Source organism: Serratia sp. JKS000199 (assembly GCF_900215455.1).
Lineage (GTDB): Bacteria > Pseudomonadota > Gammaproteobacteria > Enterobacterales > Enterobacteriaceae > Serratia > Serratia ureilytica.
In genome coordinates this window covers 3,769,564-3,790,654 of the sequence record NZ_LT907843.1, presented here as the reverse complement: position 1 = coordinate 3,790,654, position 21,091 = coordinate 3,769,564, and the positions used below count along the sequence as shown (strand labels likewise).

Here is a 21,091-nt window from a genome sequence, read left to right as displayed (position 1 = left end):
CTTACTGCGCCTGCACCCGCAGCTCGGCTGCGGAACGGCTACGGTGACCCAACAGCGCTTTGACATCGCTGGACTTCGGTTTGACCAGGGCGAACTTCGGCGCCCACTCGGGCCAGTTGGCCAGGATCTCTTCCGCGCGGGAAGAGCCGGTCGCCTGCACGTGTTCGGTGATCAGGCCGCGCAGATGCTCCTCATGGATCGCCAACTGATCGACATCCAGCACTTCCACCAGCTCCGGGTTCACGCGCTTGCGGAACTCGCCGTCTTCGTCCAGCACGTAGGCGAAGCCGCCGGTCATGCCGGCGCCGAAGTTGATGCCGGTTTTACCCAGCACGCAGACGATGCCGCCGGTCATGTATTCGCAGCCGTTGTCGCCGATGCCTTCCACCACGGTGATGGCGCCGGAGTTGCGCACCGCGAAACGCTCGCCCGCGCGGCCGGCGGCGAACAGCTTGCCGCCGGTGGCGCCGTACAGGCAGGTGTTGCCGACGATGCTGGCTTCATGGCTGCGGAAGGCGGAGCCGATCGGCGGACGCACCGCGATGCTGCCGCCGGTCATGCCTTTGCCGACATAGTCGTTGGCGTCGCCGGTCAGGGTCAGCTCGACGCCGCCGGCGTTCCAGACGCCGAAGCTCTGCCCGGCGGTGCCGGAGAAGTGCGCCTTGATCGGATCGGCCGCCATGCCCTGATCGCCGTGCACGTTGGCGATAGCGCCGGACAGCATGGCGCCCACGGAGCGGTCGGTGTTGCGAATGTCGAAGTAGAAGGTTTTACCCTGTTTCGCTTCGATATGCGGCTGCGCCTGCGCCAGCAGCTCTTTGTTCAGCAGGCCCTTGTCGAACGCCGGGTTGCTGCTTTCGGTGCAGTACACCGCTTTGCCCGGATGCGGCGTGGCGGTTTTCAGCAGCGGCGACAGATCCAGCTTGTTCTGCTTGGCGGAGATGCCGTCCAGCTCGGTCAGGAACTCGGTGCGGCCGATCAGATCCACCAACTGGCTCACGCCCAGTTGCGCCATGATCTCGCGGGTTTCACGCGCGATAAACTGGAAGTAATTCGTCACGCGTTCCGGCAGGCCGTGGTAGTGATCGCGGCGCAGCTTGTCGTCCTGAGTCGCGACGCCGGTCGCGCAGTTGTTGAGGTGGCAGATGCGCAGGTATTTGCAGCCCAGCGCCACCATCGGCCCGGTGCCGAAGCCGAAGCTTTCCGCGCCCAGGATCGCCGCTTTGACGATGTCCACGCCGGTTTTCAGGCCGCCGTCCACCTGCAGGCGGATCTTGTGGCGCAGACCGTTGGCCACCAGCGCCTGCTGGGTTTCCACCAGGCCCAGTTCCCACGGACAGCCGGCATATTTCACCGAAGACAGCGGACTGGCGCCGGTGCCGCCGTCGTAACCGGCGATGGTGATCAGATCGGCATAGGCTTTCGCCACGCCGGTGGCGATGGTGCCGACGCCCGGCTCGGACACCAATTTCACCGAAATCACCGCCTTCGGGTTGACCTGCTTCAGGTCGAAGATCAGCTGTGCCAGATCTTCGATCGAGTAGATGTCGTGGTGCGGCGGCGGGGAGATCAGCGTCACGCCCGGCACTGAATAACGCAATCTGGCGATGTACGGGGTGACTTTGTCGCCCGGCAGCTGGCCGCCTTCGCCCGGCTTGGCGCCCTGCGCCACCTTAATCTGGATCACGTCGGCGTTCACCAGGTAGGCCGGCGTCACGCCGAAGCGGCCGGAGGCCACCTGTTTGATGCGCGATACTTTGTTGGTGCGGTAGCGCGCCGGATCTTCGCCGCCTTCGCCGGAGTTGGAAAAGCCGCCGAGGCCGTTCATGGCGATCGCCAGCGACTCGTGCGCCTCCGGGCTCAGTGCGCCGATCGACATCGCCGCAGTGTCGAAGCGTTTGAACAGCGACTCCGCCGGTTCGACCTGATCGACCGGGATCGGTTCGCCTTTCGGCGTGATGGCCAGCAGATCGCGCAGCATGGCAATCGGCCGCTCGTTCACCAGCTTGGCGTAGGCCTGATAGTCGCTGTATTCCCCGCTGTGCACCGCTTTTTGCAGCGAGTTCACCACGTCCGGGTTGTAGGCGTGGTATTCGCCGCCGTGTACGAACTTCAGCAGGCCGCCTTGCTCCAGCGGTTTGCGTTTCAGCCAGGCGCGCTTGGAAAGGTTCTGCAGATCCTGCTGGAAATCGCTGAAGCTGGCGCCGCCAATGCGGCTGACCACGCCCTGGAAGCACAGATCCGCCAGATCGCGGTGCAGGCCGACCGCTTCGAACAGCTTGGAGCAGCGGTAAGAGGCGATGGTCGAAATGCCCATCTTGGACATGATCTTGTACAGGCCTTTGTTGATGCCGTTGCGGTAGTTCAGCATCACGTCGCGGTATTTCTTGTCGATCGCCTGGCTGTCCACCAGCTTGGCCAGGGTTTCATAGGCCAGATACGGGTAGATGGCGGTCGCGCCGAAGCCGAGCAGTACGGCGAAGTGGTGCGGATCGCGGGCGCTGGCGGTTTCAACGATCAGGTTGGCGTCGCAGCGCAGGCTTTTTTCCACCAGGCGGGTTTGCACGGCGCCGACTGCCATCGGAGCAGGCACCGGCAGGCGGCCGGGCGCGATGGCGCGGTCGGACAGCACCAACAGCACCGCGCCTTCGCGCACCTTACGTTCCGCTTCGTCGCACAGGGCGCGAATGGTCTGCTCCAGATCCTGCTGCTGCGGATCGAAGGTCAGATCGAGGGTCTCGGCGCGATAGTATTCGCCTTCCAGCGTGGTGAGCTGTTTGAAATCGGAGTACAGCAGGATCGGCGATTTGAAGCTCAGGCGGTGCGCCTGGCCTTCGGCTTCGCAGAACACGTTCATTTCGCGGCCTATGCTGGTGGCCAGCGACATGACGTGCGCTTCACGCAGCGGATCGATCGGCGGATTGGTGACCTGCGCGAACTGCTGGCGGAAATAGTCGTAAACGATGCGCGGCCGGCTGGAGAGCACGGCGAACGGGGTATCGTCGCCCATCGAACCGGTGGCTTCCTGGCCAATTTCGCCCAGCACGCGGATCACCTGATCCAGCTCTTCACTGCTGTAGCCGAACTGTTTCTGATAGGTTTCGAGCTGCGCGTCGTCGAGCTCGCGGCTGCCGACCTGATCGTCCGGCAGATCTTCGAACGGCACCAGGCGTTTGACGTTTTTCTCCATCCACTCTTTATACGGGTGGCGGCTTTTCAGATCGTTGTCGGTTTCCGCCGAGTGCAGGATGCGGCCGCTGCGGGTGTCGATCACCATCAGCTCGCCGGGGCCGACGCGGCCTTTTTCCACCACTTCATCCGGCTGGTAATCCCAGATGCCGACTTCGGAGGCGCAGGTGATCAGCTTGTCTTTGGTGATCACGTAGCGCGCCGGGCGCAGGCCGTTGCGATCGAGGTTACAGGCGGCGTAGCGGCCGTCGGACATCACGATGCCGGCCGGGCCGTCCCACGGCTCCATGTGCATCGAGTTGAAGTCGAAGAAGGCGCGCAGATCGCCGTCCATGTCCGGGTTGTTCTGCCAGGCCGGCGGCACCAGCAGGCGCATGGCGCGGATGAGATCCATCCCGCCCGCCAGCAGCAGCTCCAGCATGTTGTCCAGCGAACTGGAGTCGGAGCCGGTTTCGTTGACGAACGGCGCGGCGGCCTGGAGATCCGGGATCAGCGGCGTTTGGAATTTATAGGTACGGGCGCGTGCCCACTGGCGGTTGCCGGTGATGGTGTTGATTTCGCCGTTGTGCGCCAGGTAGCGGAACGGCTGCGCCAGCGGCCAGCGCGGCACGGTGTTGGTGGAGAAGCGCTGGTGGAACAGGCAAATGGCCGACTCCAGGCGCAGGTCCGCCAGATCGAGATAGAAGCGCGGCAGATCCGCAGGCATGCACAGGCCTTTATAGATCGTCACCAGGTTAGAGAAGCTGCAGACGTAGAAACTGTCGTCCTGCACGCGTTTCTCGATGCGGCGACGCGCCACGAACAGGCGGCGTTCCATATCACGCGGGCGCCAGCCGGCCGGGGCGTTAACGAAGATTTGCTCGATGCGCGGCAGGGAGGAGAGGGCGATTTCACCCAGCACGTCCGGGTTGGTCGGCACTTCGCGCCAGCCGACGATCGACAGCGTTTCGTTTTGCAGCTCTTCTTCCACGATGCGGCGGCTGAGGCGCGCTTCCTCTTCATTCTGGCTGAGGAACATCATGCCGACGGCGTAGTTCTTGGCCAAACGCCAGCCGCGCTCTTCCGCCACCATGCGGAAGAAGCGATCGGGTTTTTGCAGCAACAGGCCGCAGCCGTCGCCGGTCTTGCCGTCGGCGAGGATCGCGCCGCGGTGCTGCATGCGCGCCAGCGCGTGAATGGCGGTGCGCACCACCTTGTGGCTAGGTTCGCCTTCTATGTGGGCGATCAGGCCGAAACCACAGTTGTCCCTCTCTTGGGATTTATCGTACAACATATCGTGAACCTCCCCAGGCTCTGCGTGACTCTCACAACCTACTGCGAGGGGGCTTCCCAATTTCAGGCAGAAGTCCAATCAGCAAGTTAACCCCGCCAATCTGCTTTTCCGCCCTCCATCAATGGCCTCTCGTGACGGTCTCACAAGTGGTATAGGACTTGTTTTAAGAGGGAGTCTTCAATTACTGCATAAATATGACGAGACGTTTGCCCGTCCAGAAAGCTTCCAGCGGACTTCCAACTTAGCGAGAAAGAATTCGCAGGTCAAATGTGGGCTTAAGATAGATTCTTATCGAATTAATGATGTTTATTTATTTGAAAAATAAGTATTTTAATGCATTTTTGCACTGTCGTGGGGCAACACCGATCCCCGCAGAAGTGTGAGCTGTCTCACTATAGTGCAACCTCTTAATCTCTGCACCATGCTAGTGCGGGGGTTAATGCCAGAATTTTATTCTATAAGATATTGCTTAGCTGATGTTTATGACTATTTTTCACCGTGTTGTCATATTGCCGTTAACGGTTGCGTGACGATTAGAATAATTCATCAGAATTAGAGTGAATTGATTTGCGTTTATGATGAATAGTTATGCCTGATGGCGCCTTGCGGGGAAAGCGTTGATCTCTGTCATCGCGGGAAAAACCGTTTCTTATTAGCATCGCGGCTTTGAACACAGAGAACCACCAAGATTATGCAGTTGCCGCAATTAGTCAATATGTTTGGCGCGGATCTCCAGCGCCGCTATGGCGAAAAGATCCATAAACTCACGCTGCACGGCGGATTCAGCTGCCCTAACCGCGACGGCACGTTGGGGCGCGGCGGCTGTACGTTCTGCAATGTCGCCTCGTTCGCCGATGAAGCGATGCAGCGGCAGAGCATCGCCGAACAGCTGGCGCAGCAGGCCGCGCGGGCCGATCGGGCGCGGCGCTATCTGGCCTATTTCCAGGCCTATACCAGCACCTATGCGGAGGTTGAACGGCTGGAGACGATGTATCGGCAGGCGTTGGCGCAGAGCGCCATGGTCGGCCTGTGCGTCGGCACCCGGCCGGACTGCGTGCCGCCCGCCGCGCTGGATCTGCTGACGGGATACCGCGAGCAAGGCTATGAAGTGTGGCTGGAGCTGGGGTTGCAGACGACGCACGATAAAACGCTGAAGCGCATCAACCGCGGCCATGATTTTCGCTGTTATCAGCAGACTGCGCGACTGGCCCGGCAGCGCGGGCTGAAGGTGTGCTGCCATCTGATCGTCGGGCTGCCGGGAGAAACTCAGCGCGATCATCTGCTCACGCTGCAGCGGGTGACGGAGACCGGCGTGGATGGCATCAAACTGCATCCGCTGCACGTCGTCACCGGCAGTACCCTGGCGCGGGCGTGGTTTGCCGGGCGGTTGCCCGAACTGGCGCTGGAGGACTACGCCGCCAGCGCCGGGGAGATGGTCCGCCATACGCCGGGCGAGGTGGTGTACCACCGTCTTTCCGCCAGCGCCCGTCGGCCGACGCTGCTGGCGCCGCTGTGGTGCGAAAACCGCTGGAGCGGCATGCAGGCGGTCGGCGCTTATCTGCAGCAATACGGCGGGCAGGGCAGCGCGCTGGATGAAAAGCGGCGCTACCGCCCCGGAATGCCGCTCTGAAGTGCAATTTTTGCCACACTTCGGCGTTTGCCGCCTTATCTCATAGCGGTTTTACGGTATGATTCAAAAGATTATGTCTGATGGGAGCCGCTATGAAGCAAATCCGGGTGTTGGCCCAGTACTACGTTGATTTAATGGTGAAACTGGGGTTGGTGCGCTTCTCGCTGCTGCTGGCCTCGGCGCTGGTGGTGCTGGCGATGGTGGTGCAGATGGCGGTGACCATGCTGCTGCGCGGCGAAGTGGAAAGCATCGACGTGGTGCGTTCAATCTTCTTCGGTCTGTTGATCACCCCGTGGGCGGTCTACTTTCTCTCGGTGGTGGTGGAACAGCTGGAAGAGTCGCGCCAACGGCTGGCGCGGCTGGTGGACAAGCTGGAAGAGATGCGCCACCGCGATCTGGAGCTTAATCAGCAGCTCAAAGACAATATCAGCCAGCTGAATCAGGAGATCGCCGACCGTATCAAAGCGGAAGAAGAGCGCCTGCAGGTGATGGAAAAGCTGACGGAAGAGATGGAGCAGCGCGAGCAGGCGCAGATTGAGCTGGGCCAGCAATCGGCGCTGCTGCGTTCCTTCCTCGATGCCTCGCCGGATTTGGTCTACTACCGCAACGAAGATAAAGAGTTTTCCGGCTGTAACCGCGCGATGGAACTGCTGACCGGCAAAAGCGAGAAACAGCTGATCGGCCTGACGCCGTTCGACGTCTACGGCCAGGAGATCGCCGAAAAGGTCATTGAGACCGACGAGAAGGTGTTCCGCCACAACGTTTCGCTGACCTACGAACAGTGGCTGGTGTATCCCGACGGCCGCAAGGCCTGTTTCGAGCTGCGCAAGGTCCCGTTTTACGACCGGGTGGGCAAACGCCACGGGCTGATGGGCTTCGGCCGCGATATTACCGAGCGTAAGCGCTACCAGGACGCGCTGGAGAACGCCAGCAGGGAGAAAACCACCTTTATCTCCACGATCAGCCACGAGCTGCGTACGCCGCTTAACGGCATCGTCGGCCTGAGCCGCATTTTGCTTGATACCGAGCTGAACGACGAGCAGCTGAAATACCTGAAGACCATTCACGTCAGCGCCATCACCCTCGGCAATATCTTCAACGACATTATCGAAATGGACAAGCTCGAGCGGCGCAAGGTGCAGCTCGACAACCAGCCGGTGGACTTCACCGGTTTCCTGGCGGATCTGGAGAATCTCTCGGGCCTGCTAGCGCAGCCGAAAGGGCTGCAGTTCATCATGGAGCCGCAGACGCCGCTGCCGCAGCAGATCGTGACCGACGGCACGCGCCTGCGGCAGATCTTGTGGAACCTGATCGGCAACGCGGTGAAATTTACCCAACAGGGGCAAATTGTGGTGCGCGTGCGGCGCGAGGCGCAGGAGAAGCTGGTGTTCGAAGTGGAAGACTCGGGCATGGGCATCCCGCAGGACGAGCAGGACAAGATCTTCGCCATGTATTATCAGGTGAAAGATCAGCGCGGCGGCCGTCCGGCCACCGGCACCGGCATCGGGCTGGCGGTCTCCAAACGGCTGGCGCAGAGCATGGGCGGCGACATTACCGTGCGCAGCGAACAAGGGCACGGTTCTTGCTTCACTTTGACCATCAAGGCGCCGGCGGTGCAGGAAGCCGTCAGCGCGGCGCCGGAGGAAGAGGAGCTGCCGTTGCCGGCGCTGCACATCCTGCTGGTGGAAGATATCGAACTGAACGTGATCGTGGCGCGCTCGGTGCTGGAGAAGCTGGGCAACAGCGTCGAGGTGGCGATGAACGGCCATGACGCGCTGGCGATGTTCGATCCGGACGAGTTCGATCTGGTGCTACTGGACATCCAACTGCCGGACATGACCGGGCTGGATATCGCCCGGGCGCTGCGCGAGCGTTACGCCGGGCAGGCGCTGCCGCCGTTGGTGGCCCTGACCGCCAACGTGCTGAAAGACAAAAAAGAGTATCTCGAGGCGGGCATGGACGATGTGCTGAGCAAGCCGCTGTCGGTGCCGGCGCTGACCAAGGTCATCAAACACTATTGGGATCATCAACCTTCTCACACTTCTAAGAAAACGGAGCACAAGGCGATGCAGATTAATGAGTCGTTACTCGATACCGCGATGCTGGAGCAGTACATGGACCTGGTTGGTCCGCAGTTGATCCATCAAAGTCTGGAGATGTTCGAACAGATGATGCCGGGTTATCTGGCGGTGCTGGATTCCAACATGACGGCGCGCGATCAGAAAGGCATCACCGAGGAAGGGCACAAGATCAAGGGCGCCGCCGGTTCGGTCGGCCTGCGTCACCTGCAGCAGTTGGCGCAACAGATTCAAACGCCGACGCTGCCGGCCTGGTGGGATAACGTGCAGGACTGGGTAGATGAGCTGAAGCAAGAGTGGCGTAACGACGTGCAGGTACTGCGGGCTTGGGTAGAGAACGCTGAAAAAAAATGACCCCGACGTGAGCCGGGGTGCGCGAATATTGCGCCAACACCAGGGAAATTGTGAACCTGCGTATTGGTTTCAGTGTTCTGGTCGAGCAGGTTGTAGCGAATTCCTAAACATCATACAGCCAACAACATAGCAAATGTAAGCGCTCTTGTTAGAAGATTCATTAAAATGTGTGATGTAGATTAGTGTTTGTCAACTCCGAGCACGAACCAGTTGACAGCAGCGACAGGAGGAAGAGTGATGAAAAAGGTGGGTGTAGTCCTCAGCGGCAGCGGCGTTTATGACGGTACGGAGATCCACGAAGCGGTGCTGACGCTGCTGGCGCTGGACCGTGCCGGCGCGCAGGCGGTGTGTTTTGCGCCTGATAAACCGCAACGCCATGTTATTAATCACTTATCTGGTGAGGAGATGGCGGAATCGCGCAACGTCCTGATTGAATCGGCGCGCATTGCCCGCGGCGCAGTGCAGCCGTTGGCGCTGGCGGAGGCCGCGCAGCTGGATGCGCTGATTGTGCCCGGCGGCTTTGGCGCCGCCAAGAATCTCAGCAATTTCGCCGAGGCCGGCGCGGAATGTTGGGTCGATGAAGCGTTGGCGCGTCTGACGCGCGAGATGCATAAGGCCAACAAACCAATTGGCCTGATGTGCATCGCACCGGCGCTGTTGCCGAAGCTGCTCGATCAACAAGCGCGGCTGACCATTGGCAACGATCCCGACCTGGGAGAAGTGATTGACGCCATGGGCGGCGAGCCGGTGATTTGCCCGGTGGACGACATCGTGGTGGACAGCGAGCACAAGATCGTGACCACGCCAGCCTATATGCTGGCGCCGTCGATCGCGCAGGCGGCCGTCGGCATCGATAAACTGGTGGCGCGGGTGCTGGAACTGGCTGAATGAGCAAATCGGTCGGCGGATGGCGGCGGCTGCGTCCGTGGTATTGGCTGAAACGCGGCGTCATCGCGATTATCGGCCTGTGGGTGTTGGGCATTGTGGCCTTCGCCTTCCTGCCGGTGCCGTTTTCCGCCGTGATGGTGGAGCGGCAGATCAGCGCCTGGCTGAGCGGCGACTTCGGCTACGTCGCTCATTCGGACTGGGTGTCGATGGACGACATTTCGCCGCAGATGGCACTGGCGGTGATGGCGGCCGAAGATCAGAAGTTTCCAGACCATTGGGGCTTCGATGTGGCGGCCATTGAAAAGGCGCTCAGCCACAACGAGAAGCGCCCGACGCGCATCCGCGGCGCGTCCACGCTGTCGCAGCAGACCGCCAAGAACCTGTTTTTGTGGGATGGCCGCAGCTGGCTGCGCAAAGGATTGGAGGCCGGGCTGACGTCGGGCATCGAGCTGGTGTGGACCAAGCGGCGTATTCTGACGGTGTATCTGAACATCGTGGAGTTCGGCGACGGGGTGTTCGGCGTGGAAGAGGCTTCACAGCGCTTTTTCCATAAGCCGGCCAAGCGCCTGACCGCGGCCGAAGCGGCGCTGCTGGCGGCGGTATTGCCGAATCCGCATCGCTTCAGGGCCGATGCGCCGTCCGGTTATGTGGTGCAGCGTCAACAGTGGATTATGCGCCAGATGCGCCAGTTGGGTGGGGAAGGTTTCCTGAAAGAGAACAAGCTGGATTAACCAAGCGATACCCTGCTTTCGGGCAAGGTATCCCTCTCTTCGGTGGCTAATGCCGCATCAGGGCTTTTCGCTGATAAATGCAGTTAAATCCGCGTGCATCTTTTTAAGCGATAGTTCATCCACGTACGGCATATGCCCGGTGTCATACCAATAGAAACGGATATTGTCGCGTAATTTGGGCGACACGGGCAGATGGCTCATCTCATATTTGGCGACGAAGTAAGGGGTGGCCAGGTCGTAAACCCCGCCAATCACCATCACTCTCATTGTCGGAGTCATTTTCATCACTCGCGACAGGTTCGGCAACACGTTAAATGATCTGTCCCGGCTGTTGCTGGACATGTTCCAGTCATAGACCTCATTGGAAAATGCGCGATAGTTTTGGTCGGCGCTAAAATGCAGCGTTTTGCCAAGATAATCGTGGAATTGCGCGACGTAGGCGGAAGTAATTGCACTGACGTTGGGATCGTAGTTGGACGTTTCAGCGATATTATCCAGCGACGGCCCACGATAGCGGGTATCGATTCTGCCAATGGTCTCGTCTTGGCTGCGCAACAGTTGCTTGGCGAAGACCGGTCCACTCAGGCGCAAATTGGCATTGAGCCAATAATCGGCCGGAATGCCGGTAAATTGGTAAAGCTGCTCGGCGAGCGTTTGGCGATCTTTTTCAGGCAGATTGGCACCTTGCAGTAAGGCTGGGGCATAAGTCCCCAGCGCAAACTGCTCGGCCTGGTCTAACAGGGTTTTCAGGCTCTGGTGTTTGCCCGGCAGCCGCTGGTGGTACCATGCGCTGGCTGCGTAGGTTGGGAGCGCCAGATAGTAAGGTTGATCGACGCCGGGGTTTTGATTGGGATCGTCGACGTTATTGTCGTAGTTCAGAAACTGCGACATCAGGATAATACCGTTAAGATCGATATTCTGATTTTTTAGCGTCTCGGCCAATACCACCGAGCGGGTAGTGCCGTAGCTTTCACCCAATAAATATTTAGGTGAGTTCCAGCGTTGGTAATGCGTTAAAAACTGAACGATAAATTGAGAAAAAGCCTGAGCATCACCGTTGACGCCATAGACGTTGCTGGCACTCTGTGCTTTTTGCTGCGCTCTCTCCGGCTGGCTGGCGGCACTGCTGGAAAAGCGGCTGTAACCCGTTCCGGGGGCATCGATAAACACCAGATCGCTGACGTTGAGCAGACTGTATTGGTTATCGGTGAGTTGGTAAGGCGCCAGCTGTGTTTTCTCTGGCTGAGTAGCGATAACCCGTTTAGGCCCCAGCGCCCCCATATGCAGCCACAGCGAGGCGGAGCCCGGCCCGCCGTTGTAGATAAAGGTAATCGGCCTGCTTTCGTTCTTATTCTCATTCTTTTTGAAATACGCAACATAGAACATGCCGGTCACGGGATCTTCCGGATCCTCTTTACTCAATTCCAGCACCCCGGTTTGCGCCTGATAATTGATTTTTACCTGGTCGACCGTGATCGCGCCTTGAGTAGCAACGGTTTGACCGGTCATCGGGGGCGGGGCATGTTCGGCGCGGGGCGTATCCTGAGTGGGATTGGCGGCGGAAACTCCGGCGGTGAATAAAGAAACGGCAGTGAGAAAACCGATTAAAATTCTGTCCATTTGAATTTTATCCGTAATGAAGTGAGAGATTACTTTAAACGCGGCTCATTAAACCAGGGTAAAACAGCGGGAAGCGTACAGAAAATCGGCAAGGGGAAGCCCCCTTGCCTGAAGGATCATTTCACATAGGTAAAGGCGGTGGTGACGTGCTTCACGCCGCTGACCTGGCTGGCGATCTGCGCCGCCGACTGTCCTTCCTGCTGAGTGACCAGGCCCAGCAAGAACACTTCGCCGTTTTCGGTGGTGACTTTCACGTTGGACGATTTCACCGTATCGCTGGTCAACAGCTGCGAACGCACTTTGGTGGTGATCCAGGTGTCGGAGGACGCGGTGCTCAGGCTGACAGGCGTGCCCTGGCGAATTTCGTTATACACTTCGGTCGTGCCTTCCACGCCCATGGCGATCTGCTTGGCGCGCGCGGTGAGATCGGCGTTAGGCGACTGGCCGGTCAACAGCACCTTGCCCTGATAGGCGGTGGCGACCACCCGGGCCTCTTTCTTCAACTGCTGGTCTTTGCTCAGGGCGCTTTCTACCCTGGCTTCCAGCGTGCCGTCATCCACCTGGGTCCCTACGCTGCGCGGGTCGGTGGCGGTTTTGGTGGCGACGGCCGCACTGCCGACGACGACGCCGGCGATACAGCCTTGCAACAGCAGGGCGCTGGACAGCACTGCAAATGTGGCTTTTAGCTTCATCTCAGTTCCTTAATCGTCCTGGTGGGGGAATAACGTATTGTCTATCAGGTCGCACAGGCAGTTTACGGTCAGCATATGCATTTCCTGAATGCGCGAACTGCGGTGCGACGGGATGCGGATCTCGACATCCTGTTGGCCGAGCAACCCGGCCAGCTCGCCGCCGTCGTAGCCGGTGAGCGCGACGATGGTCATATCGCGGGTCACGGCCGCTTCGACCGCTTTCACAATATCACGGCTGTTGCCGCGGGTGGAAATCGCCAGCAGCACGTCGCCGGTGTGCCCGAGCGCGCGCACCTGCTTGGCGTACACTTCGTCGTGCAGGCGATCGTTGCTGATCGCGGTCAGCACCACGTTGTCGGCGTTGAGGGCGATGGCCGGCAGGCTGGGGCGCTCGGTTTCAAAACGGTTGATCATGCTGGCGGCGAAGTGCTGTGCGTTGGCCGCCGAGGTGCCGTTGCCGCAGCACAGGATTTTGTTGCCGTTGAGTAAGGATTGAACCAGCGTCATCGCAGCGCGGGAAATGGCGTCAGGCAACGCTTCCGCCGCCGCGATCTGGGTTTGGATGCTTTCGGTAAAACAGACTTTAATTCTATCCAGCACGTTGTATTAATCCACTAAGTCAAAGGGCCGGTCTGCGCCGCAAAACCCCAATTAATCCGCATTGAAGGCGTTGGGTATCCATTCTAACTGGCTACCGGTAATGGCCAAAACATCAAAACGGCAAGATGATGTGTCAAAACTGGCGCCGCGCCCCGCCAGCCAGACGGCGGCGGCGTGCAGCAACCGCTGTTGTTTGCGAGAGGTAACGCTGGCGGCCGCGCCGCCGAAGGCGTCGTTGCGGCGGTAGCGCACTTCGACGAACACCCAGGTGGCGCCGTCGCGCATGATGAGGTCGAGCTCACCGCCGCGCACCGCAACGTTGGCGGCGCAGAAGGTGAGCCCGGCGCGTTCCAGATGACGGCGGGCCAGTAACTCATAGCCCGCCCCGGCGGCGCGTGGGTTCAAGAGACCGGCACGACCGTACCCTGACGATATTGCAGCCAAGGCAGCTTGCGGTTGATCACGCAGTTCGGCGACGCGCTCAGCGTGCCGGTGGTGCCGGAAACCTGGAAGCCCGGCAGCTGGCGCATTTCAGCAAAGTGGTTGGCCAATGTCCAGGCATCCATCCCCATCGCATACAGGCGCACCAGCGAGTAATCGTTGCGGAAACGCGCGCTGGCCTGCTGCAACAGCTGAGGGTTTGAGCCGGCCAGCAGCGGGATGTCGCTGAACTGCAGACCTTCCATTTCCAGACGGAAGTCCGGGCCGGCGCCGGCCTGGTAGCTGCGCGAGCTGGCGTACATCGCCGGTTTGCCGCGCGAGCTGGTGGCCATGTCGATCATCGGTTTGATCAGCGTCAGCTGGGACTGGGTAGCGACGATATACACCGCGTCGACGCTGCCGCCGGTAGCGGCGGGCACGTCGCTCGGCGGCGCCGGAATGGTCAGCCCGGCGATGGTCACGCTCTGCGGCGCCGGGGCGCTCGACATCGGCGTGCCGCTCATGCGGATGCCGCCGCTGTTCACCATCTGGCGCAGTTCACCGGCGGAGCCGATGTCCTGACGCAGCACGGTTTGCCCGCCTTGCTTCTGCCATTCCTGGTTAAAGGCCTTGGCGACGCGATCGCCGAAGGCGCCGCGCGGCACCAGCAGCAGCGGTTGACGTTTCTGTTGTTCCCAGATGTGGCGGGCGGCGTCGCGCGCTTCATCTTCCGGCGACAGGGCGAAGTAACAGATGTTCAGATTGTCCTTCGGCGTTTCGGGCTGGTTGAGCGCCAGCACGTTCAGCGTGGTGGTGCTGGCGGACAGCTGATCGACGTTCTCTTTCAGCAGCGGCCCGACCACCAGAGTGGCGCCATCCTGCTGCGCCTGGCTCAGCAAGGCGGCCAGCGGCTGGCTGGTGGTGTCGTACACTTTGACCTGCGCATTAGCGGCCTGCAGCGGCGTTATCGGCGCGCTGGACGGCGTAGCGGGTTGCGCGGCGGTCACGGCCGGCTGGCTCTCTTGCGCCGAAGGGCTGACCGCGCCGTTGGCGTTGATGTCACCGGCAGCGGCCTGATCGGCCGGCGCCGTTTGGGCCGGCGCGCCGGCCGGTTGCGCGGCTTGAGGCTGCGGCGCCGGCAGGGAACCGCCGTTTTTCGCCGCTTCGAACCCTTGCTGGATGGCGTCGGCGAACACTTTCGCCTGGCCGTTCAACGGCAGCAGCAGGGCGATTTTCGAGGTGGAGGCCTGGGTGAAGTTCAGCACCTGATTCAGGCGAGCCGGCAGCGTTTTGGCCGCCGGGTTCTTCGGATAACGGTTCTGCCAGTCTTTGATGCCGGCCTTCAGCAGATCGGGATCCTGCTTGTTGTCCTGATAGACACGCAGCAGATCCAGCCAGCCTTGCAGCACGTTCTCGTCGGCGTTGATCACCAGGCTGTTCATCTCCTGCGGCGTCAGCTGCAGCAGGGCCTGCCAGGTTTGATCCAGATTGTCCTGGTGCGCCTTGCCGGTCAGCAACGGCTCCTGAGCGATATAGGCGCGGATCAGCGGCAGCGATGCTTTGCCCTGGTTGGCGGCGATCTGCGCCTGGTAGTAGCGCACCTTTTGATTCGGCGACAGCGCACCGCTGTCCAGGTGGCCCAGCGTGCTGCGGGCGCTGACGTAGCTCTTGTTGGCGATCTGCAGTTCGGCGGTCAGCAACTGGCGTTCGGTCTGCTGTGCGCCGCTGAGGTTTTTCGGCAGCTGATTCAACTGGTCGCCGGCCTGCGGCAGTTTTCCTTCACGCAGCAAGGCGCGAATAGCAAGTAATTGCCAGTCAGCCTTGTTATCATCGCTGCTTTGCTGCAACTGCTGCAGGTAGTAATCGGAGCTGGCGCTCGCTTCGTCCTGTATATTGGCGGGCGGCGTTTGCGGGGCCCGACTCGGACAGCCTGCCAGGAAAAGGGCGGCCGCGATGACTGCGGTAAGTCGGACAGGCTTGGAACGCCCTGCTTTGGTACGAACGAATGTTGAGGAAAGCATACTGTATCCAGTGATGTTTTTTTCAAGATGCTCAATATTAAATCGGCAACCCGGATGAAACAATGAATCAACACCAACAATCAGTCATTTCTGCATCAACGCTGTATGTGGTGCCCACCCCAATCGGCAATCTGGGCGATATTACCCACCGCGCGTTAGAGGTACTGAAAAGCGTTGATCTGATCGCGGCGGAAGACACGCGCCATACCGGATTGCTGCTGCAACACTTCGCGATCAACGCGCGTCTGTTCGCGCTGCACGATCACAACGAACAGCAAAAGGCCGATCAGCTGCTGGCGAAACTGCAGGAAGGCCAGAGCATCGCGCTGGTTTCCGACGCCGGCACGCCGCTGATCAACGATCCCGGCTATCACCTGGTGCGCCGCTGCCGCGAGGCCGGCATTCGCGTGGTGCCGCTGCCGGGCGCCTGCGCCGCCACTACCGCGCTGTGCGCCGCGGGCGTCGCTTCCGACCGTTTCTGCTACGAAGGTTTTCTGCCGGCGAAAACCAAGGGGCGCAAGGATACGCTGATGGCGCTGGCGGAGGAACCGCGCACGCTGATTTTCTACGAATCCACTCACCGCCTGTTGGAAAGTCTGCAGGACATGGTCACCGTCTGGGGCCCGCAGCGTTATGTCGTGCTGGCGCGCGAGCTGACCAAAACCTGGGAATCCATCCACGGCGCGCCGGTGGGCGAGCTGCTGGCGTGGGTGCAGGAAGATGAAGTGCGCCGCCGCGGCGAAATGGTGCTGATCGTCGAAGGCCACAAGGTGCAGGAGGATGCGCTGCCGCTTGAGGCGCTGCGCACGCTGGCGCTGCTGCAAAAAGAGTTGCCGTTGAAAAAGGCGGCGGCGCTGGCGGCGGAAATCCACGGCGTGAAGAAAAATGCGCTGTATAAGCACGCGCTGGAGCAACAACAGCCGTAAAGCGGTTGACCTGCCGCCGCCGCGACGCTACTATCCGCGCCGGAGTTGACCAGACAGTCGCCGCTTCATTGCCGTCCTCTTCGGGGAGACAGATGGAGGGGAGGAAAGTCCGGGCTCCATAGGGCAGGGTGCCAGGTAACGCCTGGGAGGCGCAAGCCTACGACTAGTGCAACAGAGAGCAAACCGCCGATGGCCCGCGCAAGCGGGATCAGGTAAGGGTGAAAGGGTGCGGTAAGAGCGCACCGCGCGGCTGGCAACAGTTCGTGGCACGGTAAACTCCACCCGGAGCAAGGCCAAATAGGGGTTCACATGGTACGGCCCGTACTGAACCCGGGTAGGCTGCTTGAGCCAGTGAGCGATTGCTGGCCTAGAGGAATGACTGTCCACGACAGAACCCGGCTTACCGGTCAACTCCCTCGACAAAAGAAAACCCCGCGCAACGTCAGTTGCGCGGGGTTTTTCGTTTTCCGGCCGGCTTACACCGGCAGATCAATCAGCAGCGCGCGCAGCGGCGTCTCGGCGCGGATCGTCAGGCGATTCTCCTCGCGCACGAAGGCGCCGTCGCCGCAGGTCAGGCGTTGTTCCTCGTGGCGCTCGCCGGTGGCGGCGATGGTGCCGTGTATCGACTGCAGATAAGCGCGCGGCCCGTTAATCGTCAGCGTTTGTTCTTCGCCCGGCTGCAGATCGAGATGATGGATCCAGACCTGTTGACGCAGCTGCAGGCTGCCCTGCGCGCCGTCCGGCGAAGCCAACAGCAGGCTGCCCGCCGCCGGCAGCGCCAGGCGCTGCACCCGTTCGTTGCTGCGTTCCGGGCAGGCGTCCAGCCACAGCTGCAGGCGGGTGAGCGGCGTATCGCTGCTGACGTTCTGCTCGCTGTAGCTCAGGCCCGGGTGGGTGGCCAACAGCAACGCTTCGCCGGCTTTAACGCGCGTGGTGTTGCCGTCGCTGTCGCGGTATTCCGCCTCGCCCTGCAGGATCAGGTTCAGGATATCCACGTTGGGATAGGTGCGCGGCTGGAACGACGCGCCCGGCGCCAGCACCTCCTGATTCAGCACCCGCAGCGACGCGTAGCCCATCAGTTTGGGATCGAAGTAGTGACCAAAGGAAAAGGTGTAGCGAGCCTGCAGCCAACCAAAGTCAGCTTGCCCGCATTGTTGTGCTGTTCTGCATGTAATCATGGCAATCGGCTCTCTAAATTCATTATCCAAATGGTAAGCATCTGGACGTCGGATTGTTAGCCAGTTAATCTGGTCGGCATATTCAAATTTCCTGACAGAGGGATGCGATGGCCAGAGATCGGGCGCTCACGCTTGAGGCACTAAGGGTGATGGATGCAATCGACCGGCGCGGCAGCTTCGCCGCGGCCGCCGACGAATTGGGCCGGGTGCCGTCGGCACTCAGCTACACCATGCAAAAATTGGAAGAAGAATTGGACGTGGTGCTGTTCGACCGTTCGGGCCACCGCACCAAGTTCACCAACGTGGGGCGCATGTTGCTGGAACGCGGTCGGGTGCTGCTGGAGGCGGCCGATAAGCTGACCACCGACGCCGAAGCGTTGGCGCGCGGTTGGGAAACTCACCTGACTATCGTCAGTGAAGCGCTGTCGCCACCGAGCCTGCTGTTTCCGCTGGTCGACAAGCTGGCGCTGAAAGCCAACACCCAGGTGTCCATTTTCACCGAGGTGCTGGCGGGCGCCTGGGAGCGGCTGGAGCAGGGGCGAGCCGACATCGTGATCGCGCCGGACATGCATTTCCGCGCGTCGTCGGAGATCAACACCCGCAAACTGTATAAGGTGATGAGCGTTTATGTCGCCGCGCCGGATCACCCGATCCACCTGGAGCCGGAGCCGCTGTCCGAAGTGACCCGCGTGAAGTACCGCGGCATTGCGGTGGCCGACACCGCCCGTGAGCGCCCGGTATTGACCGTACAGCTGCTGGACAAGCAACAGCGCCTGACGGTGAGCACCATTGAAGACAAACGCCTGGCGCTGCTGGCCGGGTTGGGGGTGGCGACCATGCCGTACCCGATGGTGGAGAAAGATATCGAAGCCGGGCGGCTGCGCGTGGTCGGGCCGGAATACAGCCGCGAAGCCGACATCATCATGGCCTGGCGGCGCGACAGCATGGGGGAGGCGAAAGCCTGGTTCCTGCGTGAGATTCCGCGCCTGTTCGCGCAGCGTTAACGTCGGTTGGGTGAGATCCCCTTGCCGGGCGGCAAGGGGATTTTTTTCACCTTAACCGAAGCGCTGGTCGCGGCCGTGCGGCTCGTCCAGATCCTGCGCCGGCCCGATGGAAATGATGCCGTGCGGGTTGATGGTGGCGTGGCTGCGGTAGTAGTGGTTGCGAATGTGCGGCAGGCTGACCGTCTCGGCGATGCCCGGCATCTGGTAGATGTCGCGCAGGAAGCCGTACAGATTGAGGTAGTCGCTGATGCGGTGTTTGTCGCACTTGAAGTGGGTGACGTACACCGGATCGAAACGCACCAGCGTGGTCCACAGACGCAGATCGGCTTCGGTCAGCCGATCGCCGGTCAGGTAACGATGCTGCCCCAGGATCTGCTCCAGGCGTTCCAGCGCGTTGAATACCCCGTTGACCGCTTCGTCATAGGCTTCCTGGCTGGTGGCAAAACCGGCCTTGTACACGCCGTTGTTCACTTGATCGTAAATCCAACCGTTAAGCTCATCGATCTTGCCGCGCAGCGCGGTCGGGTAGTAGTCGCCTGCCCGAGCGCCGACGCCGTCAAACGCGCTGTTGAACATGCGGATGATGTCGGCGGACTCGTTGCTGACGATGGTTTGCCGCTGTTTATCCCACAGCACCGGTACGGTCACGCGCCCGCTGTAGTGCGGATCGGCCCGCAGGTAGATCTGGTACAGGAAGTCGGCGTGATACAGCGGATCGCCGGTGGTTTCAGGAAAATCCTGGCCGAAGGTCCAGCCGTTTTCCAGCATCAGCGGGTGCACCACCGAGACCGGAATGATCTGCTCCAGCCCTTTCAGTTTGCGCATCAGCAGCGTGCGATGCGCCCAGGGGCAGGCGAGAGAAACATAAAGGTGATAACGGCCCGCTTCGGCCTGGAAGCCGCCCACGCCGTGTTCGCCCGGCTGACCGTCGGCGGTCACCCAATTGCGAAACTGAGCGGTTGAACGTTTGAAACGGCCGCCGGTAGATTTGGTGTCATACCAGATGTCTTGCCAAACGCCATCGACGAGTTGTCCCATGGGAATCTCCTTGGTGTCCGAGTTAAAAAACGACAAGGCCCGGCATGCCGGGCCCTGAATGACAGTTTAGATTACCATTTCTTGTTCAGAAGACGGTCGATGCTGAAGCCGCCTGGGCCTGCGACCGCCAACACGATGAAGCCGCCGGCGATGGTCAGGTTTTTCATGAACATCAGCTGGTTTACTTCGTTCGCAAAATCAGTGTGGAACAGCAGCGCGGTCAGGATGGTGAAACCGGCGGTGAACAGCGCCACGGTGCGGGTCAGGAAACCGAACAGGATCGCCAGACCGCCGCCAAATTCCAGCAGGATGGTCAGCGGCAGCAAGAAGCCAGGCACGCCCATCGATTGCATGTACTGTTGGGTACCGGCGTAGGCGTCACCCATTTTGCCGTAGCCTGCCACGATAAACAGGATTGGCATCAGAATACGAGCAACCAACAAACCTGTATCTTCTAATTTTTTCATCATCTACTCCAAAGTGTTTTTGTATGCCTGTTCGGCGGAAGCCATGTCAACGAGCGGTATATCAGGACATTCGCCCTGTCCGGCTCGTATCGTATTGATGGAGTGAATGTTAAGCGGGAAGTGCTCAGGTTGTTAGCAAGTAAAACTGTCGTAATTTTTCAAAAAATCTGAATCTTTAGCGTGCTAATAAAATGCCGCCGATCAGCAGGTTGCCCGGCCCTGGGGTTGGACGCGTTGTATCAAGGGAGAAAATGCGGGCAGAGCAACAGGAGGTTTGAAGGAAAGACCAAGCGGCTTACTTGGCGGAAAACGTCTTTTTAAACAGACGGATAGCGCTCCAGGCGCCGAAAGCGCGACGCGACCAGCGGATCATCTTGCTGGGATGGCGGATGCCATACAGCGCCATGACGCTGGAACCGAGCACCAGATAGCGGCGCAGGCCAAACACCGTTTGCCAGCCGCGGTCGATGCGTTCGGTCTTTTCGAGCCACAGAGACTTATGTTCGGCCAGATCCAGACGCTGTTGCTGGATCTGCCGAATCAGCCTCTCTTTTTTCCATTCCAGATAGCGGCGGCGGCTCATGGCTCTCGCTCCAGTTCGGCGCGATCGAGCTCCAGTTGCTTGCGCGTGGCGCCCAGCAGCGTGGTGCGACGGGCCTTGACCAGCGTCCAGATGGTGCCGACTACGGCGAGGAACAGCAGCACGCCGGTTGTCGCACCCAGCGCCACCAGCCGATAGACCGGATCGATGGCCCAGAAGATCAGGATCAGCAGGCTCATCAAACCGAAGGCGGTGAACAGCAGCGTCATGCCGGCCATGATCAGCAGCTGAATGAGGTTGGCTTTCTCCTCTTCCAGCTCGACTACCGCCAGCCGGACACGGGTTTCCACCATGCCGACCAGGATCGTGATGATGCGCTGACCGATATCCAGGACCCCTTTAGCGGGGCCCTGCGCGCGCACTTGCGGTTGTTCAGCCATG

At 60.4% G+C, this 21,091-nt stretch carries 17 protein-coding genes and 1 other RNA gene; 7 read left to right on the top strand and 11 right to left on the bottom strand.

Going from position 1 to position 21,091, the window contains the following annotated elements; translation table 11 throughout:
• Nucleotide 1 precedes the first annotated feature (1 nt).
• The gene (gene gltB, locus CPH57_RS18015) at nucleotides 2-4,462 is read right to left on the bottom strand and encodes a glutamate synthase large subunit (protein ID WP_096242620.1); all 4,461 of its coding nucleotides are present in this window, start codon (nucleotides 4,460-4,462) and stop codon (nucleotides 2-4) included.
• A gap of 691 nt (nucleotides 4,463-5,153) precedes the next feature.
• On the opposite strand from gltB, the gene CPH57_RS18005 reads away from it, so the two are divergent.
• The 4 genes from CPH57_RS18005 (at nucleotide 5,154) to mtgA (ending at nucleotide 10,143) form a co-directional block, all read left to right on the top strand.
• Nucleotides 5,154-6,092, top strand: a complete 939-nt coding sequence (locus CPH57_RS18005) for a TIGR01212 family radical SAM protein (protein WP_096242619.1) — start codon at nucleotides 5,154-5,156, stop codon at nucleotides 6,090-6,092.
• A gap of 92 nt (nucleotides 6,093-6,184) precedes the next feature.
• On the top strand, nucleotides 6,185-8,524 hold the full coding sequence (arcB, locus tag CPH57_RS18000) for an aerobic respiration two-component sensor histidine kinase ArcB (RefSeq protein ID WP_033644509.1): 2,340 nt from the start codon (nucleotides 6,185-6,187) through the stop codon (nucleotides 8,522-8,524).
• Nucleotides 8,525-8,761: 237 nt separating this feature from the next.
• On the top strand, nucleotides 8,762-9,415 hold the full coding sequence (elbB, locus tag CPH57_RS17995; RefSeq protein WP_033644510.1) for an isoprenoid biosynthesis glyoxalase ElbB: 654 nt from the start codon (nucleotides 8,762-8,764) through the stop codon (nucleotides 9,413-9,415).
• Entirely contained in the window at nucleotides 9,412-10,143 is a 732-nt protein-coding gene (mtgA, locus tag CPH57_RS17990) for a monofunctional biosynthetic peptidoglycan transglycosylase (protein ID WP_033644511.1), read from the top strand. Before elbB ends, mtgA begins: the two co-directional genes overlap by 4 nt.
• 57 nt (nucleotides 10,144-10,200) lie before the next feature.
• Here the strand turns inward: mtgA and CPH57_RS17985 are convergent, their stop codons facing one another.
• From CPH57_RS17985 to CPH57_RS17965, 5 genes are all read right to left on the bottom strand, one after another.
• A complete protein-coding gene (locus tag CPH57_RS17985; protein ID WP_033644513.1) occupies nucleotides 10,201-11,763 on the bottom strand; it encodes a S10 family peptidase in 1,563 nt (520 codons plus the stop codon).
• 116 nt (nucleotides 11,764-11,879) lie between these two features.
• Nucleotides 11,880-12,455 carry a division/outer membrane stress-associated lipid-binding lipoprotein gene (gene dolP, locus CPH57_RS17980; RefSeq protein WP_021505102.1) on the bottom strand — a complete coding sequence of 192 codons (576 nt, stop codon included), beginning with the start codon at nucleotides 12,453-12,455 and terminating at the stop codon, nucleotides 11,880-11,882.
• 9 nt (nucleotides 12,456-12,464) lie between these two features.
• Complete coding sequence (gene diaA / locus CPH57_RS17975) at nucleotides 12,465-13,055, bottom strand: DnaA initiator-associating protein DiaA (protein WP_004937103.1); 591 nt, start codon at nucleotides 13,053-13,055, stop codon at nucleotides 12,465-12,467.
• A 51-nt stretch (nucleotides 13,056-13,106) separates the two neighbouring features.
• Nucleotides 13,107-13,460: a YraN family protein gene (locus CPH57_RS17970; RefSeq protein ID WP_089192279.1), complete on the bottom strand. Its 354-nt coding sequence runs from the start codon at nucleotides 13,458-13,460 to the stop codon at nucleotides 13,107-13,109.
• Nucleotides 13,457-15,496 (bottom strand): penicillin-binding protein activator, encoded by a 2,040-nt coding sequence (locus CPH57_RS17965; RefSeq protein WP_096242618.1) that lies wholly within the window; start codon nucleotides 15,494-15,496, stop codon nucleotides 13,457-13,459. The genes CPH57_RS17970 and CPH57_RS17965 overlap by 4 nt, the downstream gene beginning before the upstream one ends.
• Before the next feature lie 62 nt (nucleotides 15,497-15,558).
• On the opposite strand from CPH57_RS17965, the gene rsmI reads away from it, so the two are divergent.
• Nucleotides 15,559-16,422, top strand: coding sequence for a 16S rRNA (cytidine(1402)-2'-O)-methyltransferase (gene rsmI / locus CPH57_RS17960; protein ID WP_074026945.1), 864 nt, complete (start codon nucleotides 15,559-15,561; stop codon nucleotides 16,420-16,422).
• Between the two features lie 41 nt (nucleotides 16,423-16,463).
• Nucleotides 16,464-16,841, top strand: an RNA gene (gene rnpB / locus CPH57_RS17955) — RNase P RNA component class A.
• Between the two features lie 57 nt (nucleotides 16,842-16,898).
• On the opposite strand, the gene CPH57_RS17950 is transcribed toward rnpB, so the two are convergent.
• The gene (locus CPH57_RS17950) at nucleotides 16,899-17,600 is read right to left on the bottom strand and encodes a pirin family protein (RefSeq protein ID WP_033651261.1); all 702 of its coding nucleotides are present in this window, start codon (nucleotides 17,598-17,600) and stop codon (nucleotides 16,899-16,901) included.
• 107 nt (nucleotides 17,601-17,707) lie between these two features.
• On the opposite strand from CPH57_RS17950, the gene CPH57_RS17945 reads away from it, so the two are divergent.
• Entirely contained in the window at nucleotides 17,708-18,604 is an 897-nt protein-coding gene (locus CPH57_RS17945; RefSeq protein WP_025304355.1) for a LysR family transcriptional regulator, read from the top strand.
• Nucleotides 18,605-18,655: 51 nt separating this feature from the next.
• Here the strand turns inward: CPH57_RS17945 and CPH57_RS17940 are convergent, their stop codons facing one another.
• From CPH57_RS17940 to CPH57_RS17925, 4 genes are all read right to left on the bottom strand, one after another.
• A complete protein-coding gene (locus CPH57_RS17940) occupies nucleotides 18,656-19,642 on the bottom strand; it encodes a glutathione S-transferase family protein (RefSeq protein ID WP_033651262.1) in 987 nt (328 codons plus the stop codon).
• 71 nt (nucleotides 19,643-19,713) lie between these two features.
• A complete protein-coding gene (locus CPH57_RS17935) occupies nucleotides 19,714-20,109 on the bottom strand; it encodes a DoxX family protein (protein WP_033644519.1) in 396 nt (131 codons plus the stop codon).
• A gap of 295 nt (nucleotides 20,110-20,404) precedes the next feature.
• Nucleotides 20,405-20,692 (bottom strand): YqjK-like family protein, encoded by a 288-nt coding sequence (locus tag CPH57_RS17930; RefSeq protein ID WP_004937121.1) that lies wholly within the window; start codon nucleotides 20,690-20,692, stop codon nucleotides 20,405-20,407.
• A complete protein-coding gene (locus CPH57_RS17925) occupies nucleotides 20,689-21,090 on the bottom strand; it encodes a phage holin family protein (RefSeq protein WP_015379160.1) in 402 nt (133 codons plus the stop codon). Before CPH57_RS17925 ends, CPH57_RS17930 begins: the two co-directional genes overlap by 4 nt.
• Nucleotide 21,091 lies beyond the last annotated feature (1 nt).